General features: G+C 38.9%; 20 protein-coding genes and 2 other annotated features. Of the genes, 16 read left to right on the top strand and 4 right to left on the bottom strand.

The genetic code is table 11. The features are described from left to right. The first annotated feature begins 80 nt into the window (after positions 1 to 80). The 9 genes from AB2Q86_RS08725 (at position 81) to AB2Q86_RS08685 (ending at position 13,580) form a co-directional block, all read left to right on the top strand. A complete protein-coding gene (locus AB2Q86_RS08725; RefSeq protein ID WP_003726202.1) occupies positions 81 to 1,205 on the top strand; it encodes an exonuclease SbcCD subunit D in 1,125 nt (374 codons plus the stop codon). After that, on the top strand, positions 1,202 to 4,273 hold the full coding sequence (locus AB2Q86_RS08720; RefSeq protein WP_012581218.1) for an SbcC/MukB-like Walker B domain-containing protein: 3,072 nt from the start codon (positions 1,202 to 1,204) through the stop codon (positions 4,271 to 4,273). The genes AB2Q86_RS08725 and AB2Q86_RS08720 overlap by 4 nt, the downstream gene beginning before the upstream one ends. Positions 4,274 to 4,356: 83 nt before the next feature. Next, positions 4,357 to 7,575, top strand: coding sequence for a DEAD/DEAH box helicase (locus tag AB2Q86_RS08715; RefSeq protein ID WP_012581219.1), 3,219 nt, complete (start codon positions 4,357 to 4,359; stop codon positions 7,573 to 7,575). Then, positions 7,575 to 7,997 (top strand): general stress protein, encoded by a 423-nt coding sequence (locus AB2Q86_RS08710; protein WP_003733223.1) that lies wholly within the window; start codon positions 7,575 to 7,577, stop codon positions 7,995 to 7,997. The genes AB2Q86_RS08715 and AB2Q86_RS08710 overlap by 1 nt, the downstream gene beginning before the upstream one ends. A 23-nt stretch (positions 7,998 to 8,020) precedes the next feature. Then, a complete protein-coding gene (locus tag AB2Q86_RS08705; RefSeq protein ID WP_003729676.1) occupies positions 8,021 to 8,824 on the top strand; it encodes an STAS domain-containing protein in 804 nt (267 codons plus the stop codon). Between the two features lie 155 nt (positions 8,825 to 8,979). After that, positions 8,980 to 11,682: an aconitate hydratase AcnA gene (acnA, locus tag AB2Q86_RS08700; protein WP_003729675.1), complete on the top strand. Its 2,703-nt coding sequence runs from the start codon at positions 8,980 to 8,982 to the stop codon at positions 11,680 to 11,682. Positions 11,683 to 11,781: 99 nt separating this feature from the next. Further along, positions 11,782 to 12,015 (top strand): hypothetical protein, encoded by a 234-nt coding sequence (locus AB2Q86_RS08695; protein WP_014589081.1) that lies wholly within the window; start codon positions 11,782 to 11,784, stop codon positions 12,013 to 12,015. A gap of 12 nt (positions 12,016 to 12,027) precedes the next feature. Continuing rightward, positions 12,028 to 12,609, top strand: coding sequence for a DNA-3-methyladenine glycosylase I (locus tag AB2Q86_RS08690; protein WP_012581220.1), 582 nt, complete (start codon positions 12,028 to 12,030; stop codon positions 12,607 to 12,609). Beyond that, positions 12,606 to 13,580, top strand: a complete 975-nt coding sequence (locus tag AB2Q86_RS08685; protein WP_012581221.1) for a S66 peptidase family protein — start codon at positions 12,606 to 12,608, stop codon at positions 13,578 to 13,580. The genes AB2Q86_RS08690 and AB2Q86_RS08685 overlap by 4 nt, the downstream gene beginning before the upstream one ends. Positions 13,581 to 13,616: 36 nt before the next feature. Here the strand turns inward: AB2Q86_RS08685 and AB2Q86_RS08680 are convergent, their stop codons facing one another. The 4 genes from AB2Q86_RS08680 to lap form a co-directional block, all read right to left on the bottom strand. Beyond that, positions 13,617 to 14,684 carry an ABC transporter permease gene (locus AB2Q86_RS08680; protein ID WP_003729671.1) on the bottom strand — a complete coding sequence of 356 codons (1,068 nt, stop codon included), beginning with the start codon at positions 14,682 to 14,684 and terminating at the stop codon, positions 13,617 to 13,619. Further along, on the bottom strand, positions 14,681 to 15,601 hold the full coding sequence (locus AB2Q86_RS08675; protein WP_012581222.1) for an ABC transporter ATP-binding protein: 921 nt from the start codon (positions 15,599 to 15,601) through the stop codon (positions 14,681 to 14,683). The genes AB2Q86_RS08680 and AB2Q86_RS08675 overlap by 4 nt, the downstream gene beginning before the upstream one ends. Before the next feature lie 81 nt (positions 15,602 to 15,682). Further along, positions 15,683 to 16,111 (bottom strand): VOC family protein, encoded by a 429-nt coding sequence (locus AB2Q86_RS08670; protein ID WP_012581223.1) that lies wholly within the window; start codon positions 16,109 to 16,111, stop codon positions 15,683 to 15,685. Between the two features lie 122 nt (positions 16,112 to 16,233). Next, complete coding sequence (gene lap, locus AB2Q86_RS08665; RefSeq protein WP_003729668.1) at positions 16,234 to 18,834, bottom strand: adhesion-mediating acetaldehyde/alcohol dehydrogenase LAP; 2,601 nt, start codon at positions 18,832 to 18,834, stop codon at positions 16,234 to 16,236. Positions 18,835 to 19,335: 501 nt separating this feature from the next. Beyond that, positions 19,336 to 19,577 (top strand) — a binding site (T-box leader). Between the two features lie 48 nt (positions 19,578 to 19,625). Beyond that, positions 19,626 to 19,851: a binding site (T-box leader), on the top strand. Positions 19,852 to 19,918: 67 nt separating this feature from the next. On the opposite strand from lap, the gene trpE reads away from it, so the two are divergent. From trpE to trpA, 7 genes are read left to right on the top strand one after another with little or no spacing between them, the layout of a single operon-like run. Further along, positions 19,919 to 21,283 (top strand): anthranilate synthase component I, encoded by a 1,365-nt coding sequence (gene trpE / locus AB2Q86_RS08660; RefSeq protein WP_012581224.1) that lies wholly within the window; start codon positions 19,919 to 19,921, stop codon positions 21,281 to 21,283. Then, the gene (locus tag AB2Q86_RS08655; RefSeq protein ID WP_012581225.1) at positions 21,280 to 21,885 is read left to right on the top strand and encodes an aminodeoxychorismate/anthranilate synthase component II; all 606 of its coding nucleotides are present in this window, start codon (positions 21,280 to 21,282) and stop codon (positions 21,883 to 21,885) included. The genes trpE and AB2Q86_RS08655 overlap by 4 nt, the downstream gene beginning before the upstream one ends. Next, positions 21,857 to 22,876, top strand: coding sequence for an anthranilate phosphoribosyltransferase (trpD, locus tag AB2Q86_RS08650; RefSeq protein ID WP_012581226.1), 1,020 nt, complete (start codon positions 21,857 to 21,859; stop codon positions 22,874 to 22,876). The genes AB2Q86_RS08655 and trpD overlap by 29 nt, the downstream gene beginning before the upstream one ends. Next, a complete protein-coding gene (gene trpC, locus AB2Q86_RS08645; RefSeq protein ID WP_003732530.1) occupies positions 22,873 to 23,631 on the top strand; it encodes an indole-3-glycerol phosphate synthase TrpC in 759 nt (252 codons plus the stop codon). Before trpD ends, trpC begins: the two co-directional genes overlap by 4 nt. Further along, positions 23,628 to 24,236, top strand: a complete 609-nt coding sequence (locus AB2Q86_RS08640) for a phosphoribosylanthranilate isomerase (protein WP_012581227.1) — start codon at positions 23,628 to 23,630, stop codon at positions 24,234 to 24,236. The genes trpC and AB2Q86_RS08640 overlap by 4 nt, the downstream gene beginning before the upstream one ends. A gap of 2 nt (positions 24,237 to 24,238) precedes the next feature. Continuing rightward, positions 24,239 to 25,441 carry a tryptophan synthase subunit beta gene (trpB, locus tag AB2Q86_RS08635; protein ID WP_003727351.1) on the top strand — a complete coding sequence of 401 codons (1,203 nt, stop codon included), beginning with the start codon at positions 24,239 to 24,241 and terminating at the stop codon, positions 25,439 to 25,441. Next, positions 25,434 to 26,207, top strand: coding sequence for a tryptophan synthase subunit alpha (gene trpA / locus AB2Q86_RS08630; protein ID WP_003726797.1), 774 nt, complete (start codon positions 25,434 to 25,436; stop codon positions 26,205 to 26,207). Before trpB ends, trpA begins: the two co-directional genes overlap by 8 nt. Positions 26,208 to 26,276 lie beyond the last annotated feature (69 nt).

Raw genomic sequence — 26,276 nt, 5'->3', positions numbered from 1 at the left:
AACTATATCTAGTATACTTAAAATTGACGAGTTTTGCATTAAAAATAAATAATCTCTGAGAAAAAGAAATGAGGTAACCGATGAAATTTTTACATACAGCTGATTTGCATTTAGGAAAAATTGTATCTGGCGTATCGATGCTAGCAGAGCAAGAATATATTTTGGCACAAATAACGAAGATTGCCGAGGAAGAACAAGTCGACGCGCTTATTTTAGCGGGAGATTTATATGACCGCGCCGTGCCGCCTGCGGATGCGGTGAAAGTGCTAAATGATATTTTAGTGAAATGGAATGTAGAACTAGGTATTCCGATATTTGCCATTAGCGGGAATCATGACAGTGCGGAGCGGCTTGCATTTGGAAGTCAGTGGTATGAAAGTAGCAAGTTGTATATGAAAGGAAAATGTACGTCGCAGTTTGAAGCGATTTCTTTTATGGATGCCGAAGTGTGGCTTGTACCATATCACGAACCAGCAATTATTCGGGAAGCTTTTGCAGATAATTCAATTCGCAGTTTTGAAGACGCTATGCAAGCCGTGACGAAACAAATCCGGTCCAAATGGGATACAAGCAAGGCGCAAATTTTGGTTGGGCATGCGTTTGTTTCTGGCGGTATTCCGAGTGATTCCGAACGACAACTAGCAATTGGGAATGTGGACCGTGTTTCTACGGATTGTTTTGATGGCTTTACGTATACCGCGCTTGGGCATTTGCACCATCCGCATGCGATTCGCCACCCGTCTATCTTTTATAGTGGATCTCCTTTGAAATATTCTTTTTCAGAAGCTAATGATCATAAAAGCGTGCGGATTGTGGAACTGGAAGGAAAAGAACTGGTTAGCGTGACGGAGCGCTTTCTAACACCAAAACATGATATGCGCATTATTTCTGGAACGCTAGCGGAACTGACAGAAAATTTAGTGGAAAATCCTGATGACTTTTTTCAAGTGAATTTAATGGATGAAGGTGCTTTAATTGATCCGATGGGGAAATTACGCCAATTTTATCCGAATATTTTACATTTAGAACGTAAAAAACAAACATTAAAAGAAACGCAAGATAACTTTGAAGAAATCATGAAAAAAGATGATTTAGAGCTATTTGGTCAATTTTTTGAACATGTTAATGGGACAGAGTTAACGGAAACGCAGAAACAAAAGTTAGCGGATGTTTTTGAACAAGCGAGGAAGGAGGATGCGGAATGAGACCGATTAAATTAACGATGCAAGCTTTTGGGGCTTATGCAAAAAAAGAAGTTATCGATTTTGAAAAATTGGGAACGGAGCAGATTTTTGTGATTTCTGGTAAAACAGGAGCTGGGAAATCGACAATTTTTGATGCGATTAGTTTTGCGATTTTTGGGAAAGCGAACACATTTGACCGAGAAAGTTTTTCGATGCGAAGTCATTTTGCGACGGATAAAGAAATAACGGAAGTAACGCTAGCTTTTAGATTGAAGGACAAGATTTACCAAATTAGCCGCATTCCTCAGCAGGAAATTGCCAAACAACGTGGAAACGGAACAACCACTTCGCCGCAAAAAGCAGAATTATATGAGTTAATTGGTGACGAAATGAAGTTGCTTGCAAGTTCCGTGCGCGATGTTAATACAAAAATGGAAGAATTAATTCAACTTAATGTGGATCAGTTTAGACAAATTTTGATGATTCCTCAAGGCGAATTTAGAGAACTGCTCGTATCGGATAGTAAAGAAAAAGAAGTCATATTGCAAAGATTAGCGCATACTGTTTACTATGAAAAAGTGGAAAATTTATTATGGGAAAAGCAAAAACAAGCCGAAATCTTGGTTGTAGAAGCGCGTAAAAAAGTAGCAGAGCTTGCTGAACTTAGTTTACCGGATGTGGAAGTTTCTGGAAAGACAACGAGTGAAATCAGTGTGTTACAGAACGAGGCCATTCAAAAAGAACAAATAATTTTAACGGAATTAGAAAATAAATTAAGTATTATTCGGAAACAAACAAGTGAAGCTGTCGAAAAAGTGACGCTTGCGAAAGAACAACTGCTTGATTGGCAAAATTTGAATAAGTATACAGAAGAAGTTGCGACACTAGAAGCGGAGAAAGATTTTTATCAAACAATGGAAGTTCGCATGAATGCTGCGAAAAGAGCAAGCAACCTTCAATCCCAAGATGCACTTTGTATTCGTTTAAAAGAACAATTAGAAGCAGCCGAACAAACAGAAAAACAAGTAGTAGTCGAGACGGAACAAGTGAAAACGCAATTTTTACATGCGAAAAAACAAAAAGAAGCACTCGCTGAAAAAGAAGCGGAACTTGAAATAAACAAACGAACACTTTTCCAATTAGAAGAAATGGAACCGAAAATCTTGGAATTAGAAACAGTCTTGATCCAAAAAAGACGCGCCGAATTAGACTGGAAAGAAACAACGACCCTTTTAGAAAAAATAATCGACAAGGAACAAAAAATAGCTACAGAACTGCAATCAGTTGAAGCGAAATTAGCGGAAATAAACAAAGCAGAGCTCACGTATTTAGAAGTTATTAACAAACGGACAACATTAGAAGCCACTATAGAGAAAGAACAAGAATTAGTTAATAAACGGATAAAAATGGAGGAGTGGGACGCAGCCAAACAAACTGAAGAACAAACATTAGCACAACTTTTAATAGAAAAAGCGGAAATGGAAAGAACGATTAAACAAGAAGAAACAAAACTAGAAAAAGAACAAGCGGCAACAATCGCAGCGCATTTGCATGAAGGAGATGCTTGTCCTGTCTGTGGTTCACAGTCACACCCAGTACTCGCAAAATTTGGAGAAACAGCTGACCTTGAAACACTCGAAATAGCAAAAGCAAAGCTACAAGAAAAACAATTAGTGATTACTACGACGGAAAAAGCTATCAGTCAACTCGAATGGCAACTTAATGAATGGGCAGATATGAAAGAGCAAAGTTTAGCCGAAATACAACAAACATTAGCTGAAAATATCCAACTAGCTACTAATCTGAGAGAGCAAATAATCCAGTTGCAATCCGAAGTAGCTCAAAAAGAAACTGTCCAAGCGACATTAGAATCATTGAAAAACAAACAAAATGAAACGCTAACCGAAAAAAATAAGATGGCTCACGAAGTAGAAAAGTTGCATCAACAAGTGCAACTAACGGAAGGGAAACGAACTTATTTGGAACAATCCATTCCCGACGAGTTGCGAGATAAGGCTGTTTTCGATAACAAAATGAAAGAACTAAGCTCAAAAATCGAAACACATATCAAACAAGCCGAACAGATTGATGCGTTGTTTAGACAGGCAGAAAAAGAAACAACAAGACTAGAATCTACGTTACATTCGGCGCAAAAAACAACGGTGGATGCGAAAGAAGCCTTACAAGTACAGCGCGAAATTTTCAAAGAAGCCATGAAACAAAATGATTTTTTATCCTATGATGCGTATAAACAAGCTTTGTTATCAGTAGAAGAACTAAAAAACTTAGAAGAAAAATTGGCCGAATACGAGCGAAAACGCCATTTAGCTGTATCACGCCAAGCTGATTTAAAAGAAAAACTCCAAAACAAACAAAAACCAAATATGGAACAACTAGAATTCATCATGAAAGAAAAGCAGCTCGAACTTAGCCAATCAGAAGAAAATACAATGAAACAACGCGAATTTGTTGAAAAAAGAAAAGAACTTGTCGAAAACTACCAAAACAGTATTCAGGCAGTGGAACAAGCCGAAGAAAATTATGCGGACATTGGTTTACTAGCTGATGCAGCTCGTGGTAAAAATGCCCGGAGATTAACCTTTGAACGATATATTTTAGCGATGTTTTTAGACACGATTATTCACCGCGCCAACCACCGTTTATCCAAAATGACAAGCGGTCGTTTTGAACTCCAGCGGAAAATGGAGAAAGCAAAAGGAAACGTCCAAAGTGGCTTAGAACTTGAAGTTTTTGATGAGTATACAGGATTAACTCGACATGTAAAAACACTTTCAGGAGGAGAAAGCTTTAAAACCTCTTTAGCGCTTGCTTTATCACTCGCAGAAGTTGTTCAAGAAATGGCAGGTGGGATTTCACTTGAAACGATGTTTATTGATGAAGGATTCGGGACACTTGATCCTGAATCACTTGAAGCCGCGGTGGAATGTTTACTGGAAACACAAGAAAACGGACGCTTAGTTGGGATTATTTCCCATGTACCAGAACTAAAAGAACGAATTTCTGCAAGGCTAGAGGTAACCGCAACAAATCACGGAAGTACCACTAAATTTATTACAGCTAGTAGCTAAAAGACCGCATGCGTTGCCGTCCCTCGTCTTTTCCTATATAATAGTAGTTTAGAGTAATGGACGGTTTTGGGAGGAAGAAAGTAATGGAGCACTTTACAGCAATTCAAAATAAAATGATCCCATATAGTGTGAAGCAGGCTGGAAAGAAACTGATGGAAGACGGAGAAATCATTCAGTTTCGTGAAAAAGATGCATCAGACCATTTTTCAACGTATTTTATTGATCAAAATGTCGTAGAAGATGCAGGTAATGAAAATTATGCGTGTAGTTGTGCCGATTTTCAATTGAACGCGATTTGCAAACACATCTACGCAACCCATTTAAAAATGGAAAAAGAAAAGCAAAAAGCAGCCAAACAAGATTTTAAAAATCGAATTCTCACGCAAGAATCAAATACACTTCTTTCCCTTTTTCAACAAAATATGGCGCAACAACTCGAAGTAGAAGAGGACAATACGAATAAAACGCCGCTTCAAACGCAGTATATCATCCGTTTAAAACCCGATGATTCTAGTTATATCATGACTATTGAAGTTAAAGTTGGCACAGAACGGACCTATGTTGTAAAAAATATGAATACATTTTTAGCCGCAATTCGCGACAGGCAGTGGCTTGTTTTCACTAAGAATTTTGCTTACGATCCAAACGAGCATTTCTTTCTCGAGGAAGACAAACAAATTTTGGATAAACTACTGCAAATCAGTGAAATTGCCAAAATGTATGATACAGATTCTTTTTATTGGTCCAAATCTTACGCAGAAGAGAAAAACCTAACGATTCCACCGAGTATGGCGAGCGACTTGTTAGAACTACTCACAGAACGCGATACGACGTGCATTATTATGAAAGAACGCGTAGAAGATATTAAATATCGCGGTATCAATGTGCGCCACGACAACCTTGATTTCATTTTTGAACTCAAAAAAAGTGCAGATGATAAATACCAACTAGAAATGGAAGACTTACAACAAGCAATCTTTTTTGAAGCCTACCAACTTTTGTTCTTTGATGGTACCTTTTTCATCCCGGCAAAAGAAGTGTGGGAATCTTTAAAACCATTAATGGAATTTCATAAAGTTACAAAAAATGAAGTGGTACAATTTTCAGAGTCGCAATTAAGTGAAGTCATTTCCTACGTATTACCAGCCTTACAGAAAAGCGGAAAGTTAAAACTGGATGACTCGATTGAAGACCGGATTACGCAACAGCCACTTGATTGTAAACTGTTTATTGCCCTCGAATATGGGGAGCACACGTTGCGCCTTGAATATCATTATGGCAATCAGCTTTTCGATCCATTTGCAACATCAGAAGAAGAAAACGAAAAAATCATGATACGCGATGTCGAAAAAGAAGCACGTGTGATGAATATTATCGAAAGCGCCCCTGTTCATTTTTCTGGAACCAAAATGGTCGTCAATAAACAAGAGAAAGATTTATATCAATTTTACTATCGCACCATTCCAAAACTAGCAGAGTACGCAGAGATTTATATGGAAGACGGACTCGAAGAAATGGTAGAAGAGAATGTGCGCCCAGTAACGACACTGGATGTTTCTGGTGATAACGATTATCTTTCTGTTTCGTTTGATTTCAAAGGTATTCCGGAAGAAGAAGTGCAAAATGTCCTAGAATCCTTGCGTGAAAAACGTAGCTATCACCGTCTGAAAAGTGGCCATTTCTTATCGCTTGAATCAGAAAACTACAAACAAATGGAAGCTGTACTCCAAATGTTAGAAGTGCGTAAGAAAGATGTCCAAGCAAACATGCAAGTACCGCTTTATCGTGGGATGCAAATTTATGATATTTTAGGAGCAGGAACACAAGATGAACATCATAAATTCAGTCGTTCTTTCCGCGAATTGCTTACAGATATTACGACGCAATCCGAAGACAGTTTTGCTTTACCAAAAGGATTAAAAGCAGAGTTGCGCGATTATCAACTAACTGGTTTCGAATGGATGAAATCACTTGCGAAGTATAATCTTGGTGGTATTTTAGCAGATGATATGGGGCTTGGTAAAACAGTGCAAACGATTAGTTTTCTAGCATCTGAGTTAGAAGATAATCCTAACTTAAAACCAGTCTTAATTATTACGCCAGCATCACTACTTTATAACTGGCAAAGCGAATTAGAAAAATTTGCGCCAGCTATTCCAGTGACCGTTTTACATGGAACGAAACAATCTCGGATGGCTGAAATGGAAGAAATGAAGCGAGGCCATGTTTACTTGATTTCGTATCCATCGTTACGCCAAGATATTGTCCATTTTGCAGATGTCGCTTTTTCAAGTGTAATTATTGACGAATCACAAGCTATCAAGAATTATCATACGAAGGCATCTCAAGCTGTGCGTGCGCTCAAACGCAATCATGTATTTGCTCTCAGTGGAACGCCGCTTGAAAACAGCATCGATGAATTATGGGCGATTTTCCAAACGTTAATGCCAGGATTTTTCCCATCGTTACGTAAATTCAAAGAAATTCCATATGATAACATTGCGAAAATGATTCGTCCATTCTTACTACGCAGACTAAAACAAGATGTCGTCAAAGAACTACCTGACAAAATTGAAACCAACCTGTATTCTGAATTAACTGATGAACAAAAAACAATTTACTTAGCCTATTTAGAAAAAATTCAAGCAGATTTAGAAGCGAGCAATGGAAATGCTGGAGAAGAACGAATCAAATTATTGGCAGGATTAACCCGTTTACGCCAAATTTGTTGTGATCCAAGTCTTTTTGTGGAAAATTATCAAGGTGAATCTGGTAAATTACTACAGTTGTTTGATACAATACAGACAGCAAGAGAAAACGGTAAACGTATTCTCCTTTTCTCCCAGTTCACAGGTATGCTTGGAATTATTCGCCAAAAATTAGAAGAAGAGGGGCAGCCCTTATTTTACATGGATGGTAAAACTCCATCGAAAACAAGGCTTGATATGGTCAATGCTTTTAATGAAGGAGAGAACGATATTTTCTTGATTTCCTTGAAAGCTGGAGGAACTGGACTCAATCTTGTTGGCGCGGATACTGTTATTTTATACGACTTATGGTGGAATCCAGCTGTAGAAGAACAAGCTACTGGTCGTGCACATCGAATCGGCCAAAAACGTGTCGTCCAAGTGTTCCGAATGATTACTAAAGGAACGATAGAAGAACGAATTTTTGATTTACAAAAGAAAAAACAAGCGCTAGTGGACGAACTAATCCAACCAGGCGAACAAATGCTAGGCAAATTAAGTACCGAAGAAATTAAACAAATTTTACAATTGGATAATGGAAGGGATGACAAATAATGAAAAAGTGGGAAGTATTCGCAGTTCAAAATGTTGAGGCAGCAGAGGAAATCATCAGCAAATTAGTAAGTGAGGGCTATGAAAAAGAAGATATTTCTGTTCTAGCCAAATCAAAACACAACAAGAACCTAGAAACTTTAGCAGAAAAAGAAAATATCGAAATCGAACGCCCAGTTAACGAAGAGGCTTTCGGTATTATTTCTGGAATCCTACAATCTCTAAGTGGAGCCATTGTTATTCCACAAGCGTACAATCCTAAGTATGGTGCTTTATACGCTGCCGGTCCCTTTGCTAAATGGTTCTCAAAAACAGACGATAAATCGGTAAAAAGATTATTAGAAGACTTTGATTTAACAGCAGAACAAGTGGATAAAATGATTGAAAATTTACATGCAGATAACATCTTAATTTTTGCAAGATAATATCGGTGAAAAAGGAGAAGTTTATGCAAATTAAGGAATTTTTGATTAGTCGTCGTTCAGAGTTAGTGAATATGTTTTATGAAAATTATTATAGTGAAACAGATGAATTTAAATTAAGACTTAGTAGCGGAGAAGAGGAAGCCTCCATTCGTGCGCTGAGTACCGCATCATGTGGGATGATTATTGATGTAATAACTGGTGTGAAGGAACGCGACTTTGAAAGTATCGGTAAAAGGCGTTTCAATGATAAAACCGATATTAGAAAAATCCATCAACATATGAGTGAAGTCGAAAAATATATCATCACTAGCTTAGTCAAATGGAAGGAAACAGAAAATGTTTTCTATTCAGATGCTGACATTATCCAATTTATGCTTGCCATAAAAGATACACTTTCATCGATTCAGCAACAGTTATTAGAAGGATTTATGCAAGAAAATAGAAATCAAGTCGCGGCGCAGCGAAAAGAAATAATTCAGTTATCCACGCGAATTATTCCTATCACTGATTCTATCGGCGTCTTACCAATTGTTGGTAGTTTGGATGACGATAGGGGCTATTTCATGAAAGAAAAAGCTGTAGAATCTGCGGATAAGTTGAATTTAGATACGATTGTCATTGATTTTTCCAGTGCGGTATTAAAAGATGATTTTGCAACCAAACATATGGAAGATATGATTCAATCTTTTAAATTAATTGGCTTAGTACCAATACTTTCTGGTATGCGTCCGAGTTTCGCTCAACGCACAATCCAAGTAGGTTCTAACATTTCAAAACTCGAATCATTTGGCTCGCTAGAACAAGCATTAACCAATTTAGGTTTATAAAATACAGATGAATGGCACTCCGTTGTCATTCATTTTTTTGTTATAAGAAAAAGTTATCAAAATATAGCGGATTCTCTTTGTTTACTTATCGCTTGTTTTTAAGTACAATAGATGAGAGAGACCAATCGTTTCAAGAATTGAAGGAGGAAACGTGGATGACTAATTGGAAAGAAAAAGCAAAAGCATCATTTCAACTGAACGACAAAACGTATCATTACTACAAACTTAAAACCTTAGAAGAGGACAAGCTTACAAACATTGAGAAATTACCTTATTCTGTACGTGTTTTACTGGAATCGGTACTAAGGCAAGCAGATGGTAGAGTAATTAAGGATTCTCACGTAGAAGACTTAGCCCATTGGTCTAAAGATGGCAACGAAGGGGAAGTACCATTCAAACCAGCTCGTGTTATTTTGCAAGATTTCACAGGTGTTCCAGCAGTAGTTGATTTAGCTTCTTTACGTAAAGCCATGGCAGATCTTGGCGGCGACCCTGAAAAAATCAATCCGGAAATCCCGGTCGATTTAGTCGTCGATCACTCGGTGCAAGTAGACAGCTATGCGAATCCAGAAGCACTGAAAATCAATATGGAACTCGAATTCAAGCGCAACATGGAACGTTACCAGTTTTTAAATTGGGCGCAAAAAGCATTTGATAACTATCGTGCAGTACCACCCGCAACAGGTATCGTTCACCAAGTTAACTTAGAGTATTTAGCAAACGTCGTTATTGCGAATGAAGTAGCAGACGGCGAATTTGTAGCGTTTCCAGATTCCCTTGTCGGAACAGATAGCCATACGACGATGATTAACGGTATTGGTGTATTAGGTTGGGGTGTGGGCGGTATTGAAGCAGAAGCCGGCATGCTTGGTCAACCATCTTACTTCCCAATTCCAGAAGTTATCGGTGTGAAATTGCTAGGTGCTTTACCAAACGGCGCAACAGCAACTGATTTCGCTCTAAAAGTTACCCAAGTCTTACGGGAACAAAAAGTAGTAGGCAAATTTGTTGAGTTTTATGGTCCGGGTGTTGCGACACTGCCACTTGCTGACCGTGCAACCGTTGCGAATATGGCTCCAGAATACGGCGCGACTTGTGGGTTCTTCCCAGTAGATAAAGAAGCCCTTAATTATTTAAAACTGACTGGACGTGACAAAGAACAAATCGAGCTAGTAGAAGCTTATTTAGAAGCAAATGATTTATTCTTCACACCAGAAAAAGTAGAACCAAACTACACACAAATCGTGGAAATTGATCTTTCTGCGATTGAACCAAACTTGGCTGGACCAAAACGTCCGCAAGATTTGATTCCACTTTCGAAAATGAAAGAAACATTCCGCGAATCGATTACTGCCAAAGCAGGCAACCAAGGTTTCGGTCTTGATAAATCGGCTTTAGAGAAAGAAGTGACTGTTACATTTGGTAATGGCGATCAATCTACTATGAAGACTGGTTCTGTTGCCATTGCGGCGATTACAAGTTGTACGAATACTTCTAACCCATATGTTATGTTAAGCGCTGGTTTAGTTGCTAAAAAAGCAGTTGAAAAAGGCTTAGAAGTACCAAAATTCGTGAAAACTTCCTTAGCGCCAGGCTCCAAAGTCGTAACAGGTTACTTGGAAAAAGCTGGATTACTTCCATATTTAGAAAAACTTGGGTTTGACCTTGTTGGCTATGGTTGTACAACGTGTATCGGTAATTCTGGTCCATTAAAAGAAGAAATTGAAGAAGCAATACAAGACAGTGATTTGCTTGTTTCTGCAGTATTAAGTGGTAACCGTAACTTTGAAGGGCGTATTCATGCACTTGTGAAAGCAAACTTCCTAGCTTCACCACCACTAGTCGTTGCCTATGCGCTTGCTGGGACAACAAATGTCGACATGCTAACAGAACCAATTGGACGCGGTAATAATGGCGAAGAAGTCTTCTTAGACGATATTTGGCCTAGTTCAGAAGAAGTGAAGGCATTAGTAGAAGAAACGGTAACACCAGAACTTTTCCGTGAACAATATGCCCATGTATTTGATGAAAACGAAGCTTGGAATGCGATTGAGACAACAGAAGATGCCTTATACAAATGGGATGAAAACTCCACGTATATTGCGAACCCACCATTCTTTGATAATTTAGCAAAAGAAGCTGGCAAAGTAGAAAGCTTATCTGGTCTCCGCGTTATTGGTAAATTTGGTGATTCAGTTACAACTGACCATATTTCACCAGCCGGAGCAATCGGCAAAGATACCCCAGCTGGAAAATTCCTTCAAGAAGAAGGCGTGGCAATTCGTGATTTCAACTCATACGGTTCTCGTCGTGGTCATCATGATGTGATGATGCGCGGGACATTTGCGAATATCCGTATCAAAAATCAAATTGCACCAGGTACAGAAGGTGGCTATACGACTTACTGGCCAACAGGTGAAGTGATGTCAATTTATGATGCTTCTAGAAAATATATCGAAAATAATACTGGTTTAGTCATTCTTGCTGGCGACGATTACGGAATGGGATCCTCACGTGACTGGGCTGCCAAAGGAACGAACTTGCTAGGAATTAAAACAGTTATCGCGAAAAGCTATGAACGGATTCATCGTTCGAACCTTGTCATGATGGGTGTTTTACCACTTCAGTTCCAACCAGGCGAAGACGCAGAAACGCTTGGCTTAACAGGCTCAGAAAGCTTGCAAGTGGAAATCGGTGAAGAGGTAGCGCCAAGAGACCTTGTAAAAGTAACAGCTGTCCGTGAAGACGGCTCAAGCTTCACTTTTGAAGCACTTGCACGTTTTGACTCTGAAGTAGAAATTGACTATTACCGTCATGGCGGAATTTTACCAATGGTTCTTCGTGGCAAATTGAAATAACTTTAAAAAGAGGCGAGCAATAAAGTTCGTCTCTTTTTTATTTTCGCTTGCAAAAACAGAACGTATGTTTTATTATTGGTTAATAGGAGGCTTGAGAGAATGAGGTATCAGAAAATCAGTTTTATAGTGACTGGAATAATTGCAGCAGTAATAGGGTATCTTATTTTTACGAGCAACTATCACACCGACGTTCCAAACTGGCTACTATTTTTATTTTTAGCATTGAGCATTGCTGTGGCAGTTAGTCAGTGGAAAGAGAAACGACTAATTTGGAGTTGCGTCGGACTATTTGTGGCTGTTTTGATCAGTGTGTATTACATTTTAACTATATAGGAGGAACTCGCTTTGTCTGAAGAATTACGTTGCCCTTGGTCGATTAATGACCCGTTTGAACTAGAATATCATGATACAGAATGGTGTGTTCCGAGTAAAGACGACACATATTTATTTGAAATGCTCAATTTAGAGGGAGCACAAGCTGGACTCTCATGGAGATTAATTTTACATAAAAGAAAAGCCTATCAAGAAGCTTTTTTTCACTTTGATATTGAAAAATGTGCACGCCTAACAGACGATGAGCTGGCGACGATTGTCGAAGAAGCGGCTATTGTAAAGAATCGTCTTAAAGTGAAAGCAGTTCGTACAAATGCCCTAGCTACGCAAAAAGTCCAAGCTGAATTCGGCTCATTTGCAAACTATATTTGGGGTTTTACGAATAATGAGCGTATTATTAATGAATGGCAGGGCATGGGGCAAGTACCCGCTAGCACAGAACTATCAGAAAAAATTAGTAAAGATTTAAAGAAACGTGGTTTTAAGTTTGTGGGCCCAGTGATTATTTATTCTTATTTACAAGCAATTGGCATTCTTGACGATCATTTGCTTTCATGTCCATTCCATACGTTAAATAGGGAGGCTTCTAAATGATTCCAGCAAAATTAAAACAAGGTGATGAAATTCGGATTATTGCACCAAGTCGTTCTATCGGTATTATGGCTGACAATCAAGTGGAAATTGCCGTTAAGCGCCTAACTGACATGGGTTTTAAAGTCACTTTTGGCGAACATGTGGCAGAAATGGATTGCATGATGAGTTCAAGCATTCGCTCGCGTGTTGCTGATATCCATGAAGCCTTTAATGATTCAAGTGTCAAAGCGATTTTGACGGTTATTGGTGGTTTTAATAGCAATCAATTGTTGCCGTATTTGGATTATGATTTAATTTCGGAAAATCCTAAAATTTTATGTGGCTTCTCCGATATCACAGCCTTAGCAACGGCTATTTACACACAAACGGAACTCATTACTTATTCTGGAGCGCATTTTTCCAGTTTTTCCATGGAAAAAGGTTTGGAGTATGTAATGGAATCATTTAGCGATTGTTTATTACGAAAAGAACCATTTGCGTTAAAAGAAAGTGCTACATGGAGTGATGACGAATGGTATTTGGACCAAGAGAATAGAAATTTCATCCCGAATGAAGGACTAGTTGTTATGCAACCTGGAGTGGCAGAAGGAATCATCATTGGAGGAAACTTATGTACGCTTAATTTACTCCAAGGAACCGAATACATGCCTAACTTGGCGGGGACCATTTTATTTATTGAAGATGATTTTATGACTATTCCAGAAACATTCGATCGCGATTTGGAATCGCTGCTTAGTCAACCTGGTGCAGATGAAATTCAAGGGATGGTAATCGGTCGTTTCCAACAGAAGACAGCGATGACAGCGGAGAAATTAGCATATATTATTGAAACAAAAACAGCATTACAAAAAATACCAGTTATATCTGGTGCAGATTTTGGGCATACACAGCCAATTGCGACATTCCCGATTGGCGGAACTGCAAGAATTGATACAAATCAGACCGATAAAATTCAAATTATTAGGCATTAAAAAAAGGCTGTCCAATGCGGACAGCCTTTTTAATATTTAACTTAAAGCGACATCTCGTTTTTTGAATAAGAAGAAAGTGAAGAAAAGGATAATCGCTGTATAAACACCTAGACCGGCGATTATTTGCCAATCTGCTAGGCCACCAGCGATTTTAGAACCGCCAACTGTGTCATTTAGGCTAAGCAAGTTGAAGATAATCCATTTCATCCAATCGTATTTTTCGATAGCAAGAGGTAGTAATTGGCGAATAATTCCACCGGAGAATAGTACACCAACGCCGACACCAACTGCAAGTGCTTGTGAACGAACGACAGAGGAGAAGAAGAAAGCAATAGTTGCGTATACGATCATCAGTAAGAAGTTCGTACCAAGTAGCATCCACGCATGTTCGAAAGCAGTCATTGCACCCGTTGAAGGGGAGAGCGGCATGAAAATAGATTGTTTTGGTAGAATAAATGAAAAGATAAAGCTAGCTACAAGTAATGTGATGGAGCTAATAACGCTATAAACGATGCACATTACGTATTTGGAGAATAGTATCTGGCTTCTAGAGTAAGGTCGTGTCAGTAAGAGTTTGATTGTACCTCCAGAAAACTCTGTCGCAACGATGATACTTGCTACGACAACAACGAGCATTGTCGCAACTGCTCCTGAGCTACCTAATGAAGCGAAGAAATCTGCGCTTGAAATACCTGCTGAATTACTAGCGGGTTTTTCATCTGCATCAACATAAGCTTGGTAGAAATCAATTTGTTTTTGGATAGTTTCTTTGGCTTCTTTTGTTGGAGCCGCTTGTTCTTGTGTTTTTAAGTAAGCAACAGAATCAGTTAAAGATAACGTTTCAGATTTATACGTAGGATTACCGTCTTTATCTGCGGAGTTCCAATATTCTTCTTCGCTAACCGGGGCACCTTTATCATCGTAATAAGCAGTAATTCCGGCATTGCTTGCATCGCCGCCTTCAACACCACTAGTATCTATTTTACTAACAAAAAACATTAGAAGAGCAAGAGCTAAAACTGCTACAAATAAGACAATTTGCATAATCCAACTTGATTTTCTGGAAAATAATTTGGTAAATTCATTTTTTACTAATGCTATCATACTTCTGCACCTCCACCTTTAGTTAATTCGAGGAATCGTTCTTCAAGGGAGGCTTGAAGTGGAACCATTTCTAATAAATCAATATTTGCTTGAATAAGCGCACGAGCAATTAGATGCACATCTTCATGAGCCACTTCGATTTTGAATAAATCCTCTTTTTGAGCAACAAGTTTGACTGGGAGTGTGGTGAGAACTGTGGTTGTTGCTACGGGATCGCTGACTTTTAGTTTATAAGCAGCGACATGATTTTCAAGCAGGTCACTCATTTTTTCGGTGTGCGTTAAAACACCTTTGTTAATAATAGCGAATCGATCTGTAATTTGTTGAATCTCGCTAAGTAAATGGCTAGAAATTAAAACAGAAGTACCTTTTGTTGCTAAATCACGGATAAGGGTTCTGAATTCGGCCATACCTTGTGGGTCAAGTCCGTTCGTTGGTTCATCTAGGATAAGTAAAGCAGGGCTATGAATTAAAGCTTGTGCGACACCTAAACGTTGACGCATACCGAGAGAATATGTTTTTACTTTCTGGTCAATAGCGCCAGTAAGCTTTACTAGTTCAACGATTTCACGAATGTGTTCGTCAGTAATATTTTTTTGACTCATGCGTGCGAATTGCTTTAAGTTCGCCCATCCAGACATATACATGTAAAATTCTGGATTTTCAATAATAGCACCTACTTCTGAAATCGCTGCTTTATACTCTGTGTCGACATTTTTACCATTAATAAAAACAGTACCTTCTGAACGACGAATTAAGCCAACGATTGAACGGATAATAGTTGTTTTACCTGCGCCATTTGGACCAAGTAAACCAAATACTTCTCCTTTATGTATGTCAAAGCTGATATCATGGACAATATTTTTTTGCCCGATTTTTTTCGTGACATGTTCTAATTTTAAAACTGTCTCAGTCATGAACTCACTCCTTTTTTCTCTCACTATTTTAGTGTACTATTTTTTAGTACTAAATACATTCGGCTAGAGAAGGGGTAAAAATCATACTTTAGTAGTAGACTCGTTTTCTAAGTTGAGATGCCAGTCGATGCTGTAGTGGTCGATTACTTTCGCGTATTTTGCGCCCCAAAATGTATTTTGGATCGGAATTTCGACGGTGCCGGTTTTGGATAGTAGGACAAAAGCATGAACAAAATCTGCTTCCGAACTAAAATTCACCGCAAGTGCTAGGCGATTGCCCGCGTCTGTTTCGCCTTCAAGCGTGTCGGAGAAATAAAATAAATCTTTCTCGTCTTTCGTAAGTCTTGCATGGAGGATTCGTTTTCCTTGTTTTTTATCTCCTGAGAATCCTTCCAGCTCGTGAAAATAACGCATTTGCGTAATTTCTGCTTGAAACACTTTTTTATAAAAATCTAGTGCTTCTGTGGCCTCCCCGTCAAAAGTAAAGTAGGGAACCGTTGCTTGTATCATTGAATCAACTCCATTCTTGTTCCATTATACTAATTTTAGTACTAAAGCGAAAGCGCAAGCCCTGGGATGGACTTGCGCTTTCTTCTAACTTTATATATTAATGGTGGACAAGTTAGCTAGTTTCAGACACCTTTGTAAGCTTCTAGGTAAATTTCTTTTAGTTCACTTACAAGTGGTTGTTTAGGGTTGGCAGTAGTACATTGGTCCATGAATGCGCGATCTGCAAGTGTGTCTACAACCGCATCCAAGTCTTTTTTAGCAACATTTTGTCCTTTAAGACTCATGTCGATACCAACATCTTTACCAAGTTTGATGATTTCATCTACAAGTGATTTAACGCCTTCTTCTGTAGTTGCAGCAGGGAAGCCGATAATACGAGAGATACGAGCATAATCTTCATCAGCACGGAAGCTTTCATATCTTGGGAATAACGCATGTTTTCTAGGTTTAAGCGCGTTATAACGGATAACATGTGGCATAAGGATTGCATTCGCACGACCGTGAGGAATGTGGAATTCAGGTCCAATTTTGTGTGCCAAGCTGTGGTTAATTCCTAGGAACGCATTCGCAAACGCCATACCAGCTAGGGCAGAAGCATTATGCATTTTTTCACGCGCATCAGGATCACCAGTAAGAACAGATTCACGTAAGTTTTCAAATACAAGTTCGATTGCGCGGATAGATAATCCACGAGTATAATCGCTTGCCATTACGGATACATAAGATTCAATTGCGTGAGTTAGAACGTCCATACCAGTATCAGCAGTAATGTGTGCTGGAACAGTAGTTACATATTGTGCATCAACAATCGCAACGTCTGGAGTTAGTTCATAGTCAGCAAGAGGGTATTTAATGTTGTTTTCTTTGTCTGTAATAACCGCAAATGGAGTTACTTCAGAACCTGTACCACTTGTTGTTGGAATTGCAACGAATTTCGCTTTTCCACCAAGTTTAGGATATTTGAAAGTACGTTTACGGATATCTAAGAATTTTTGTTTCAAGCCGAAGAATGAAGCTTCTGGGTGTTCATAGAATAACCACATACCTTTGGCAGCATCCATTGCGGAACCACCACCAAGAGCGATAATTGTGTCCGGTTTGAAGTCTTTCATTAGTTCTGCACCTTTGTAAACTGTAACGTCAGATGGATCTGGTTCAACGTCAGCAAATACTTGGTAAGCTACATCGTTGCCACGTTTTTTCAAATGTTCGATTACTACATCAACGTATTTGAATTGAACCATTCCTGGGTCAGTTACGATAAATACGCGTTCAACGCCTTCCATTTTTTGAAGGTATTGAGTGGAATATTTTTCAAAGAAAATTTTTGGTGGAAGTTTGAACCATTGCATATTATTTCTCCGATCCGCGATACGTTTAACGTTCAGCAAGTTAGTCGCACTTACATTTTGTGATACAGAGTTTTTACCGTAAGATCCACAACCTAGTGTTAGGGAAGGGATGAAGCCGTTATAAATGTCACCGATACCGCCTTGTGCGCTTGGTGCATTTACGATGATACGGCAAGCTTTCATACGAATACCAAATGCTTTTTGAACTTCTTTATCCGTAGAGTGAATAACTGCGGAGTGTCCAAGTCCTCCGTATACTAACATTTCTTCACAACGATCGAATGCTTCTGCTTGGTTAGCAGCTTCGATGAATGCAAGAACTGGGCTTAATTTTTCGTGAGATAGTGGGTATTTGTCGCCAACACCTTTAATTTCAGCTACAAGAATTTTTGTATCTTCTGGAACTTTGAAGCCAGCTTGGTTTGCAATCCATGCAGGGGATTTACCAACAACATCTGGGTTAAGTGTTCCTTTTTCAGGGTTGATTACATAGCTTTCTAATTTTTTGAATTCAGCGCCTTTAACGAAGTAGCATTTGTTTGCTTCCATTTCTGCTTTAACTTCTTTAGCGACTTCTTTGTCCACGATGACTGCTTGTTCAGAAGCACAAATCATACCTTGGTCAAAAGATTTAGAAAGAATGATGTCATTAACAGAACGTTTGATTTTAGCTGTTTTGTCAATGTAAGCTGGTACGTTACCTGGTCCAACACCTAGTGCAGGTTTACCAGTAGAGTATGCTGATTTAACCATTCCAGCACCACCAGTTGCAAGTACAAGTGCTACTTTATCGTGGTTCATTAATTGTTTTGTTGCTTCTAGGGAAGGTTTTTCTACCCATTGAATACAATGTTCTGGTGCTCCAGCTGCAACTGCTGCATCATAAACAACTTTTGCTGCTTCAGATGAACAACGTTGTGCACTTGGATGGAAAGCGAAGATGATTGGGTTACGTGTTTTGATTGCGATAATTGCTTTGAAAAGAGTAGTAGATGTTGGGTTAGTTACAGGTGTAACGCCGGCAACAACACCAACTGGTTCAGCAATTTCAATCACACCAGTTTGTACATCTTCATTAATAACGCCTACTGTTTTGTTGTTTTTAATGTTGTTCCAAATATATTCTGTCGCGAAGATGTTTTTAATACATTTATCTTCGTATAATCCACGTCCAGTTTCTTCTACTGCTAATTTTGCAAGGGGCATATGTTGGTCAAGTCCGGCAAGTGCCATTGCGTGAACGATATTGTCTACTTGTTCTTGATTGTAACTTTCAAATGCTTTCAATGCTTTTTGTCCATTGTCTGCTAATCTGTCAATCACTTTTTGAACTTCTAATACTTCTTGGGCCGCATTTTCTTTAATTGCCATTTTCCAGAACCTCCTAATATTTGTTCGGGACTTAAAATGTCCATAGTAGACTTTTAACGTCCCTGATAATCCAAAAAAATTTAGCTTGTTGCTTTGCCGTATTCTTTTGTTTTATTTGATTACACCGTTAGTATAATCCATCAACAAAAGTTTGTCCAGTGTTTCACGTGAAAAACTTCACAAATTAATAAAGATGGTTGAAAAGTCCTTTTGGAAAAGCCTTTTTTAGTTAATTAGGCATGGTTTATATGAGTGTTTTTATCATTGGAATTTAAGCTGATTATCATTTCGGAACCTATATTTTATAAGTGTTTTAGGGGAGGTGATATTTATTATAATAGAGAAAATAGCATGCTTTTTCTGGGGTGAAATATATTATAGGGAGATAGTTCTTTTTTCTTACTTGTTTATTAATGATCGTTTTGCAACCTTTTTAGTATAAAGTAGTTTTATTTTCTTGACTTTCGTGATTTTCTTATGTAAGATAAACACAAGTAAAAAACGATAGCATTGAAGAAGAGTAAGTAGCATGATGAAAGTTTTTAGAGAGCTGACGGTTGGTGAAAGTCAGTAGCGGACATGATGTGAATGGACTTCTGAGCTCTGATCTGAAAGGATTTTCTTAGTAGGATACAGCGATTAGGCCTTATCGTTACACAAGGCACCCATTCGGAATTTGGATGGATTAAGTGAACTGTTTTTGCAGTTAATCAAGGTGGTACCACGGGTTTCTCGTCCTTGTCTAGTATATTTGCTAGGCTTGGAGAGAGGCCCTTTTTTAATTTTATAAAACGAAAACATGAAACAAGAATAGTACTTTTTCATCGATTTTTAAAGAGAGTTAGCGTTTGGTGGGAGCTAATAAATAGATGAATTAGGAATGGGCCTTGTGCGTGATACCTTGAAATCAAGTAGGGGTAAACGGGTGCTCCCGTTATAGAGCAGCTGCAAATATTGCAGCACGGAGATAGGGTTAATCCCTAAACTGAGGTGGCACCGCGATAACTCGTCCTCTGAGAAAGCATGATTTTGCGCTTTTTCAGAGGACTTTTTTTATTTTAGTAGAGAAGAAGGGATGATTAAGATGAGAAAAACGAAAAAAATAGATGCTGACACACTAACGGCTATTCTGGCGTTTCAAAGACTTTCAGGTACAGGAAAAAGTTTGCTAGAGGGGGCGGCGAAAGATGCGGAGGCTGGACGTTATTCGATTATTGCCATTAATCCAGTCCATGAAATTAAAGTATATCAACATGATTATTATATCGACGGTATGCATCAAATTGTCGAAGATCCTTTAAAAGAAATTGAATTATTTATCGAAAAAGCAAAAGAAGATGAAGCAGATTTACCGCTTGATTCAGGCGCAATTGGTTATGTTGGTTATGATGTCATTGCGCTTTATGAGAATTTAGGCGAAATTCCAGTAGAAACTCGGGATATGCCAGATATTCGTTTTTATGTATATGAAAGTTTTGTGATTATGGATCATCAGGCGGAAGAACTTATTTTAGTGCAAGATAATTGCTATTCGGGAAGAAGTGAGACGGAACTAGATAAGGCGCTTGAATTAATGTTTACTGAACTTACAACGCCGAAAAAGGAAGAGCACAAAGCTGTCCATGTTCCCAAAATGACATACAAGAGTAACTACACGAAAGAGGAGTACATGGACTTAGTGAAAAAAGCAAAAACCTATATCCAAGAGGGTGACTTCTTTCAAATTGTTCTCTCGCAACGACTAGAAGCAGATTTTACCGTGACGCCATTTGATTATTATCGGAAATTACGTTTATTAAATCCTTCTCCTTATCTTTTTTTCATTGATTTTGGGGATACGGTGTTGATTGGATCTTCCCCAGAAAGTTTGATCAAAACAAAAGGGCGGACGGTAATTACGAATCCTATTGCAGGAACAAGACGGCGCGGGGCAACGAAACAAGAAGATGAATTACTTGCTTCGGAATTGTTAGCGGATGAAAAAGAATTGGCAGAGCACCGGATGTTAGTAGATCTTGGGCGAAATGATATTGGGAAAATCGCCGAAACGGGATCGGTGCATGTACCCGTTTACCTTACTATTGAAAGATATCGTTTCTTAATGCATTTAGTTTCAGTAGTAGAAGGGACTTTAAAACCCGGACTGACAGCAATGGATGCTCTTCGGTCGACGCTTCCAGCAGGTACAGTTAGCGGGGCACCAAAAATAAGAGCCATGGAGCGAATCTATGAATGGGAAAATGTGAAACGTGGTCCTTATGCTGGTGCGGTTGGCTATCTAACCAAAAATGGCGATTCAGATTTTGCGCTTTCGATTAGAACGATGGTGCTTCATAACGGAAAAGCATATGTTCAAGCTGGAGCAGGAATTGTTTATGATTCTGACCCGGAAAGCGAGTATTTGGAAACATTGCAAAAAGCGAAGGCACTTTTGGAGGTGGGAGAATGATTTTATTAATTGATAACTATGATTCTTTTACATTTAATTTAGAACAGTATTTAGCAGAATTTAGTGAAGTGGTAGTGAAACGGAATGATGCGGCTGATTTAATGGAAGTAGCAGCTTTGGCTGATGGGATAGTTCTTTCACCGGGACCAGGAAAACCAAGTGATGCTGGTCTTTTAGAAGAAGTAGTTGCAAAATTTGCGAAAGAAAAGCCTTTGCTTGGAATTTGTTTAGGTCATCAGGCGATTGGTGAGGTATTCGGCGGAGACGTAAAAAGAGCGGCGAAAATCCGCCACGGGAAAGTTTCTACTATGCGGCAAACCGCTGGAGCAATCTTTGCTAATTTACCGGAAGAAATGCCTGTGATGCGTTATCATTCTTTAATAGTAGATAAAAACACGTTGCCACAAGTTTTGGAAGTGTTAGCAGTAGCGACGGACGATGCGGAAGTGATGGCAATGAAAGTAAAAGATTATCCGGTTTACGGTTTGCAATTTCATCCTGAATCAATTGGTACGAATGATGGAAAACAAATGATGGAAAACTTTATTCATATAGTGGAAGGGGCGCGAGAAAATGGAAATCTTACTACAAAAAGTATATGACCAAGAAAATTTATCCAAAGAAGAAATGACAATGATCGCAACAGAAATTTTTGAAGGACGACTTTCGAAAACGAAAATAGCTGCTTTTTTAATGGCGCTCAAAGTGAAAGGAGAAACGGCAGAAGAAATGGCGGGAATCGCGCAGGCGATGCAACAAGTAGCCATTCAAGTCGCTTTTCCAGCTGGGACGGCAATGGATAATTGCGGAACAGGTGGAGATAAATCCAATAGTTTTAATATTAGTACCACGTCCGCTTTTGTTCTTGCGGCTGCGGGGATTCCAGTTGCGAAACATGGGAATAGAAGTATTTCTAGTCGTTCAGGTAGTGCTGATGTTTGTCAGGAATTAGGGATTGATATTAATATGCGCCCAGAAGATATGACTTATTTACTCGAAAAAGTCGGGATTGCCTTTTTGTTCGCGCCACATGTTCACCCGAATATGAAGTACGTTATGGATGTTCGAAAAGAACTTGGAACGCCAACGATATTTAATTTGATTGGTCCACTCACAAATCCGGTCCATTTAGAAACGCAATTAATGGGAATTTATCGTCGTGATTTGTTAGAGCAAACAGCGGAAGTACTCGGCCAACTTGGACGAAAACGCGCAGTCGTTTTAAATGGCGCTGGTTTTATGGATGAAGCTTCTCTGGCTGGAGAAAATCATTATGCGTTATATGAAAATGGCGAAGTTCACTTATATACACTGCGTCCGGAAGATGTTGGTTTAACTAGCTATCCTCTCGAAGCAATTACAGGCGGAGATGCTAAAGAAAATGCAGCCATTTTGCGTAGTGTGCTTGACGGAGAACCAGGAGCTTACTTAGATACAGTGCTTTTAAATGCCGGATTTGGTTTGTTTGCAAACGGCAAAGTGGCGACGGTACAAGAAGGCGTGGATTTAGCAAGAGATTTAATTAGAAGTGGTTTAGCCAAACAAAAATTGGCAGATTTAATTACTTATCAAAAAGAGGTGCTAGCAAAATGACATTTTTAGAAGAAATTTTAGCGCAAAAAGCAGTAGAAGTTGCAGACATGCCCTTAGAAAAAGTAGCCGAAAAACGGAAAACTTATTCGTTTTATGAATTTTTAAAAGCAAATACCAACACGATGCAACTTATTGCAGAAGTAAAACGCGCCTCTCCTTCTAAAGGGGAAATCAATATGGGCGTGAATCCGGTTCTGCAAGCCAAGTCTTATCAAGCTGCGGGTGCAGGAATGATTTCTGTTTTGACAGATCCTGTTTTTTTCAAAGGCTCGATTGAAGATTTGCGAGAAGTAGCGAAAAATGTCGAAATTCCTGTACTATGTAAAGATTTTATTATTAGTGAAAAACAATTGATTCGTGCTCGAAATGCGGGAGCAACGGTTGTATTGCTAATTATTTCTGCACTTACAGAAGAGATGCTAATTACCCTGTTTGAACAAGCTCTGGCGCTTGATTTGGAAGTGTTAGTGGAAGTACATGACCAGAAAGAATTAGCTGTTGCTCAAAAAATTGGAGCTAAACTCATTGGTGTGAACAACCGTAATTTGCATACATTTGAAGTGGATATTGCAGTAAGTGAAAGACTGGCGAGCGATTTCTCGTCGGATGCTTGTTTCATAAGTGAATCAGGTTTTCGAACAGCTGAAGATGTGGCTCGGGTTAGTCAAAAATATAATGCAGTACTTGTTGGAGAAGCGCTAATGCGAGAAGCGACTCCAGAAGCAGCGGCGAAAAGTTTGAAGGTGACACGATGATTGTAAAAATTTGTGGATTGAAAAAAGCAGTAGATGTTGCGGCTGCGGTCGATAATGGCGCAGATATGATTGGCTTCGTTTTCGCAAAAAGTAAACGCCAAGTTACGGTGGAAAAGGCACATGAATTAGCTAAAAATATTCCCGCTAACGTCAAAAAAGTCGGGGTATTCGTTAATCCTACTGAAGAAGAGTTAATGGCAGCAATCAAAGGTGTGCCATTAGACATTGTTCAACTTCACGGACAAGAACCCGCAAAACAAGCAAATCGCACAGATGCAGAAGTAATCAAAGCTTTTCCTGTGAAAGATGGGAAAATTCCTACCAATATAAATGACTATCCAAACGCTTATATTTTACTCGATGCACCAGCAGAGGAATACGAAGGCGGCAGCGGAAAAACATTTGATTGGGATAAAATAAATAGAGACATGCTTACGAAAAACAAATTAATTATAGCTGGCGGATTAAATGCTCAGAATGTACAAGAAGCCATTAAACGCTTTGAACCATATGCAGTAGATATTTCCTCTGGCGTAGAAACAAACGGAGAAAAAGATCCGGAGAAAATTAAATGCTTCATTAAAACAGCAAAAGGAGTGGAATAATAATGACTTATCAAGCACCTGACGAAAATGGCTTTTACGGAAAATTTGGCGGCAGATTTGTACCAGAAACATTAATGAAAGCAGTGAAAGAATTAGATGAGGCGTACCGAGCTTCCAAAACAGATCCTGCTTTTCAAAAAGAATTAAACTATTATTTAAAAGAATATGTGGGCCGAGAAACACCACTTTATTTTGCTGAACAATTAACAGCACATGCGGGCGGAGCAAAAATTTATTTAAAACGCGAAGATTTAAATCATACTGGCGCGCATAAAATCAATAATACTATTGGGCAAGCTTTACTCGCACGTCAAATGGGCAAACAAAAAGTAGTGGCAGAAACTGGCGCAGGACAACACGGAGTGGCGACTGCAACTGTTGCAGCACTTTTTAATATGGAATGTACTATTTTTATGGGAGAAGAAGATGTGAAACGCCAATCACTCAATGTGTTTAGAATGGAACTTCTTGGTGCAAAAGTAGTAAGCGTGAAAGCAGGAAGCAGAACATTAAAAGACGCAGTAAATGAGGCGCTCAGATTCTGGGTTGCTAATGTGGAAGATACACATTATATTATGGGATCCGTTCTTGGACCGCATCCATTTCCAGAAATTGTTCGTGATTACCAAAGTGTTATTGGAATAGAAGCCAGAAAACAGCATTTGGAAAAAGAAGGCAAACTTCCTGACGCAATTGTCGCTTGTGTAGGTGGTGGTAGCAATGCGATGGGCTTGTTTTATCCATTCGTAGACGATGTTTCTGTTCAAATGCACGGGGTAGAAGCAGCGGGGCACGGTTTAGAAACTGAATTCCATGCAGCAACTATTTCCAAAGGAGAAATCGGGATTTTACACGGAGCGATGATGGATGTTTTACAAGATGAGAATGGGCAAATTTTAGAAGCATTTTCGATTTCAGCAGGCTTAGATTATCCAGGTATTGGTCCGGAGCATAGCTTTTTCCGTGATTTAGGTCGTGCAGCGTACCATTCTGTTACCGATGATGAAGCCGTTGAAGCATTTCAACTTTTATGTCGTACAGAAGGAATCATTCCTGCACTTGAAAGCTCGCACGCGATTAGTTATGCAGTCAAACTTGCAAGCCAGATGCGTCCAGAAGAAAGTATGGTCGTTTGCTTATCTGGTCGCGGAGATAAAGATGTTAACCAACTAAAGGAACGCTTGGAGGGACAAACAAATGACTAAAACATTAACGAATAAACTAGCGAAAAAAGATCATGCAGCCGTAGTTACTTACATTATGGGTGGCGATGGTGGCTTAGATAATTTAGAAGAACAGTTATTGTTTCTAGAAAAATCTGGTGTAAGCGCGATTGAAATTGGTATTCCTTTTTCTGATCCGGTTGCCGACGGTCCGATTATTCAACTTGCTGGGTTACGTGCTTTAAAGGAGCAAGTGAGTTTAGAAGCCATTTTAAATAAATTGGCTAGGAGTAAAGTACAAATTCCGTTAATTATTATGAGTTATATTAATCCGATTTTTCATTTAGGCATCCCGAAATTTGTTGAATTGGTGCAGAAAACGCCGGTGAAAGGGCTTATTATTCCTGATTTACCTTATGAGCACCAAACACTGATTACACCAGAACTTCAAGGGACAGATATCGCACTTATTCCGCTTGTTTCATTGACAAGTCCGAAAGAGCGCCTCGAAGAAATTGCGAAACAGGCAGAAGGGTTTATTTATGCAGTAACAGTTAACGGAACTACCGGTGTGAGGAGTGAATTTGATGCCCATATTGATAACCATTTAGCTTATTTGAAAAGCATTAGCCCTGTTCCAGTTCTCGCAGGTTTTGGTGTTTCTTCTATTGAACATGTGGAAAAATTTGCGCACGTATGTGATGGTGTAATAATCGGTAGTAAAGTCGTGCAAATGTTACATGAAGAAAAAACGGCAGAGCTAGGAGCGTTTTTACAAAAGGCCGCAGAAGTTCGAATCGAAAACTAATTACTACTTACAATTTCTCTTTAAATATGGTAAAGTCTGGTGTATAGAATGTTAAAGAGGAGTTGTAAG

The organism is Listeria monocytogenes (assembly GCF_041765605.1).
Classification (GTDB): Bacteria; Bacillota; Bacilli; order Lactobacillales; family Listeriaceae; genus Listeria; species Listeria monocytogenes_D.
This window is presented reverse-complemented; position numbering and strand designations above follow the sequence as displayed.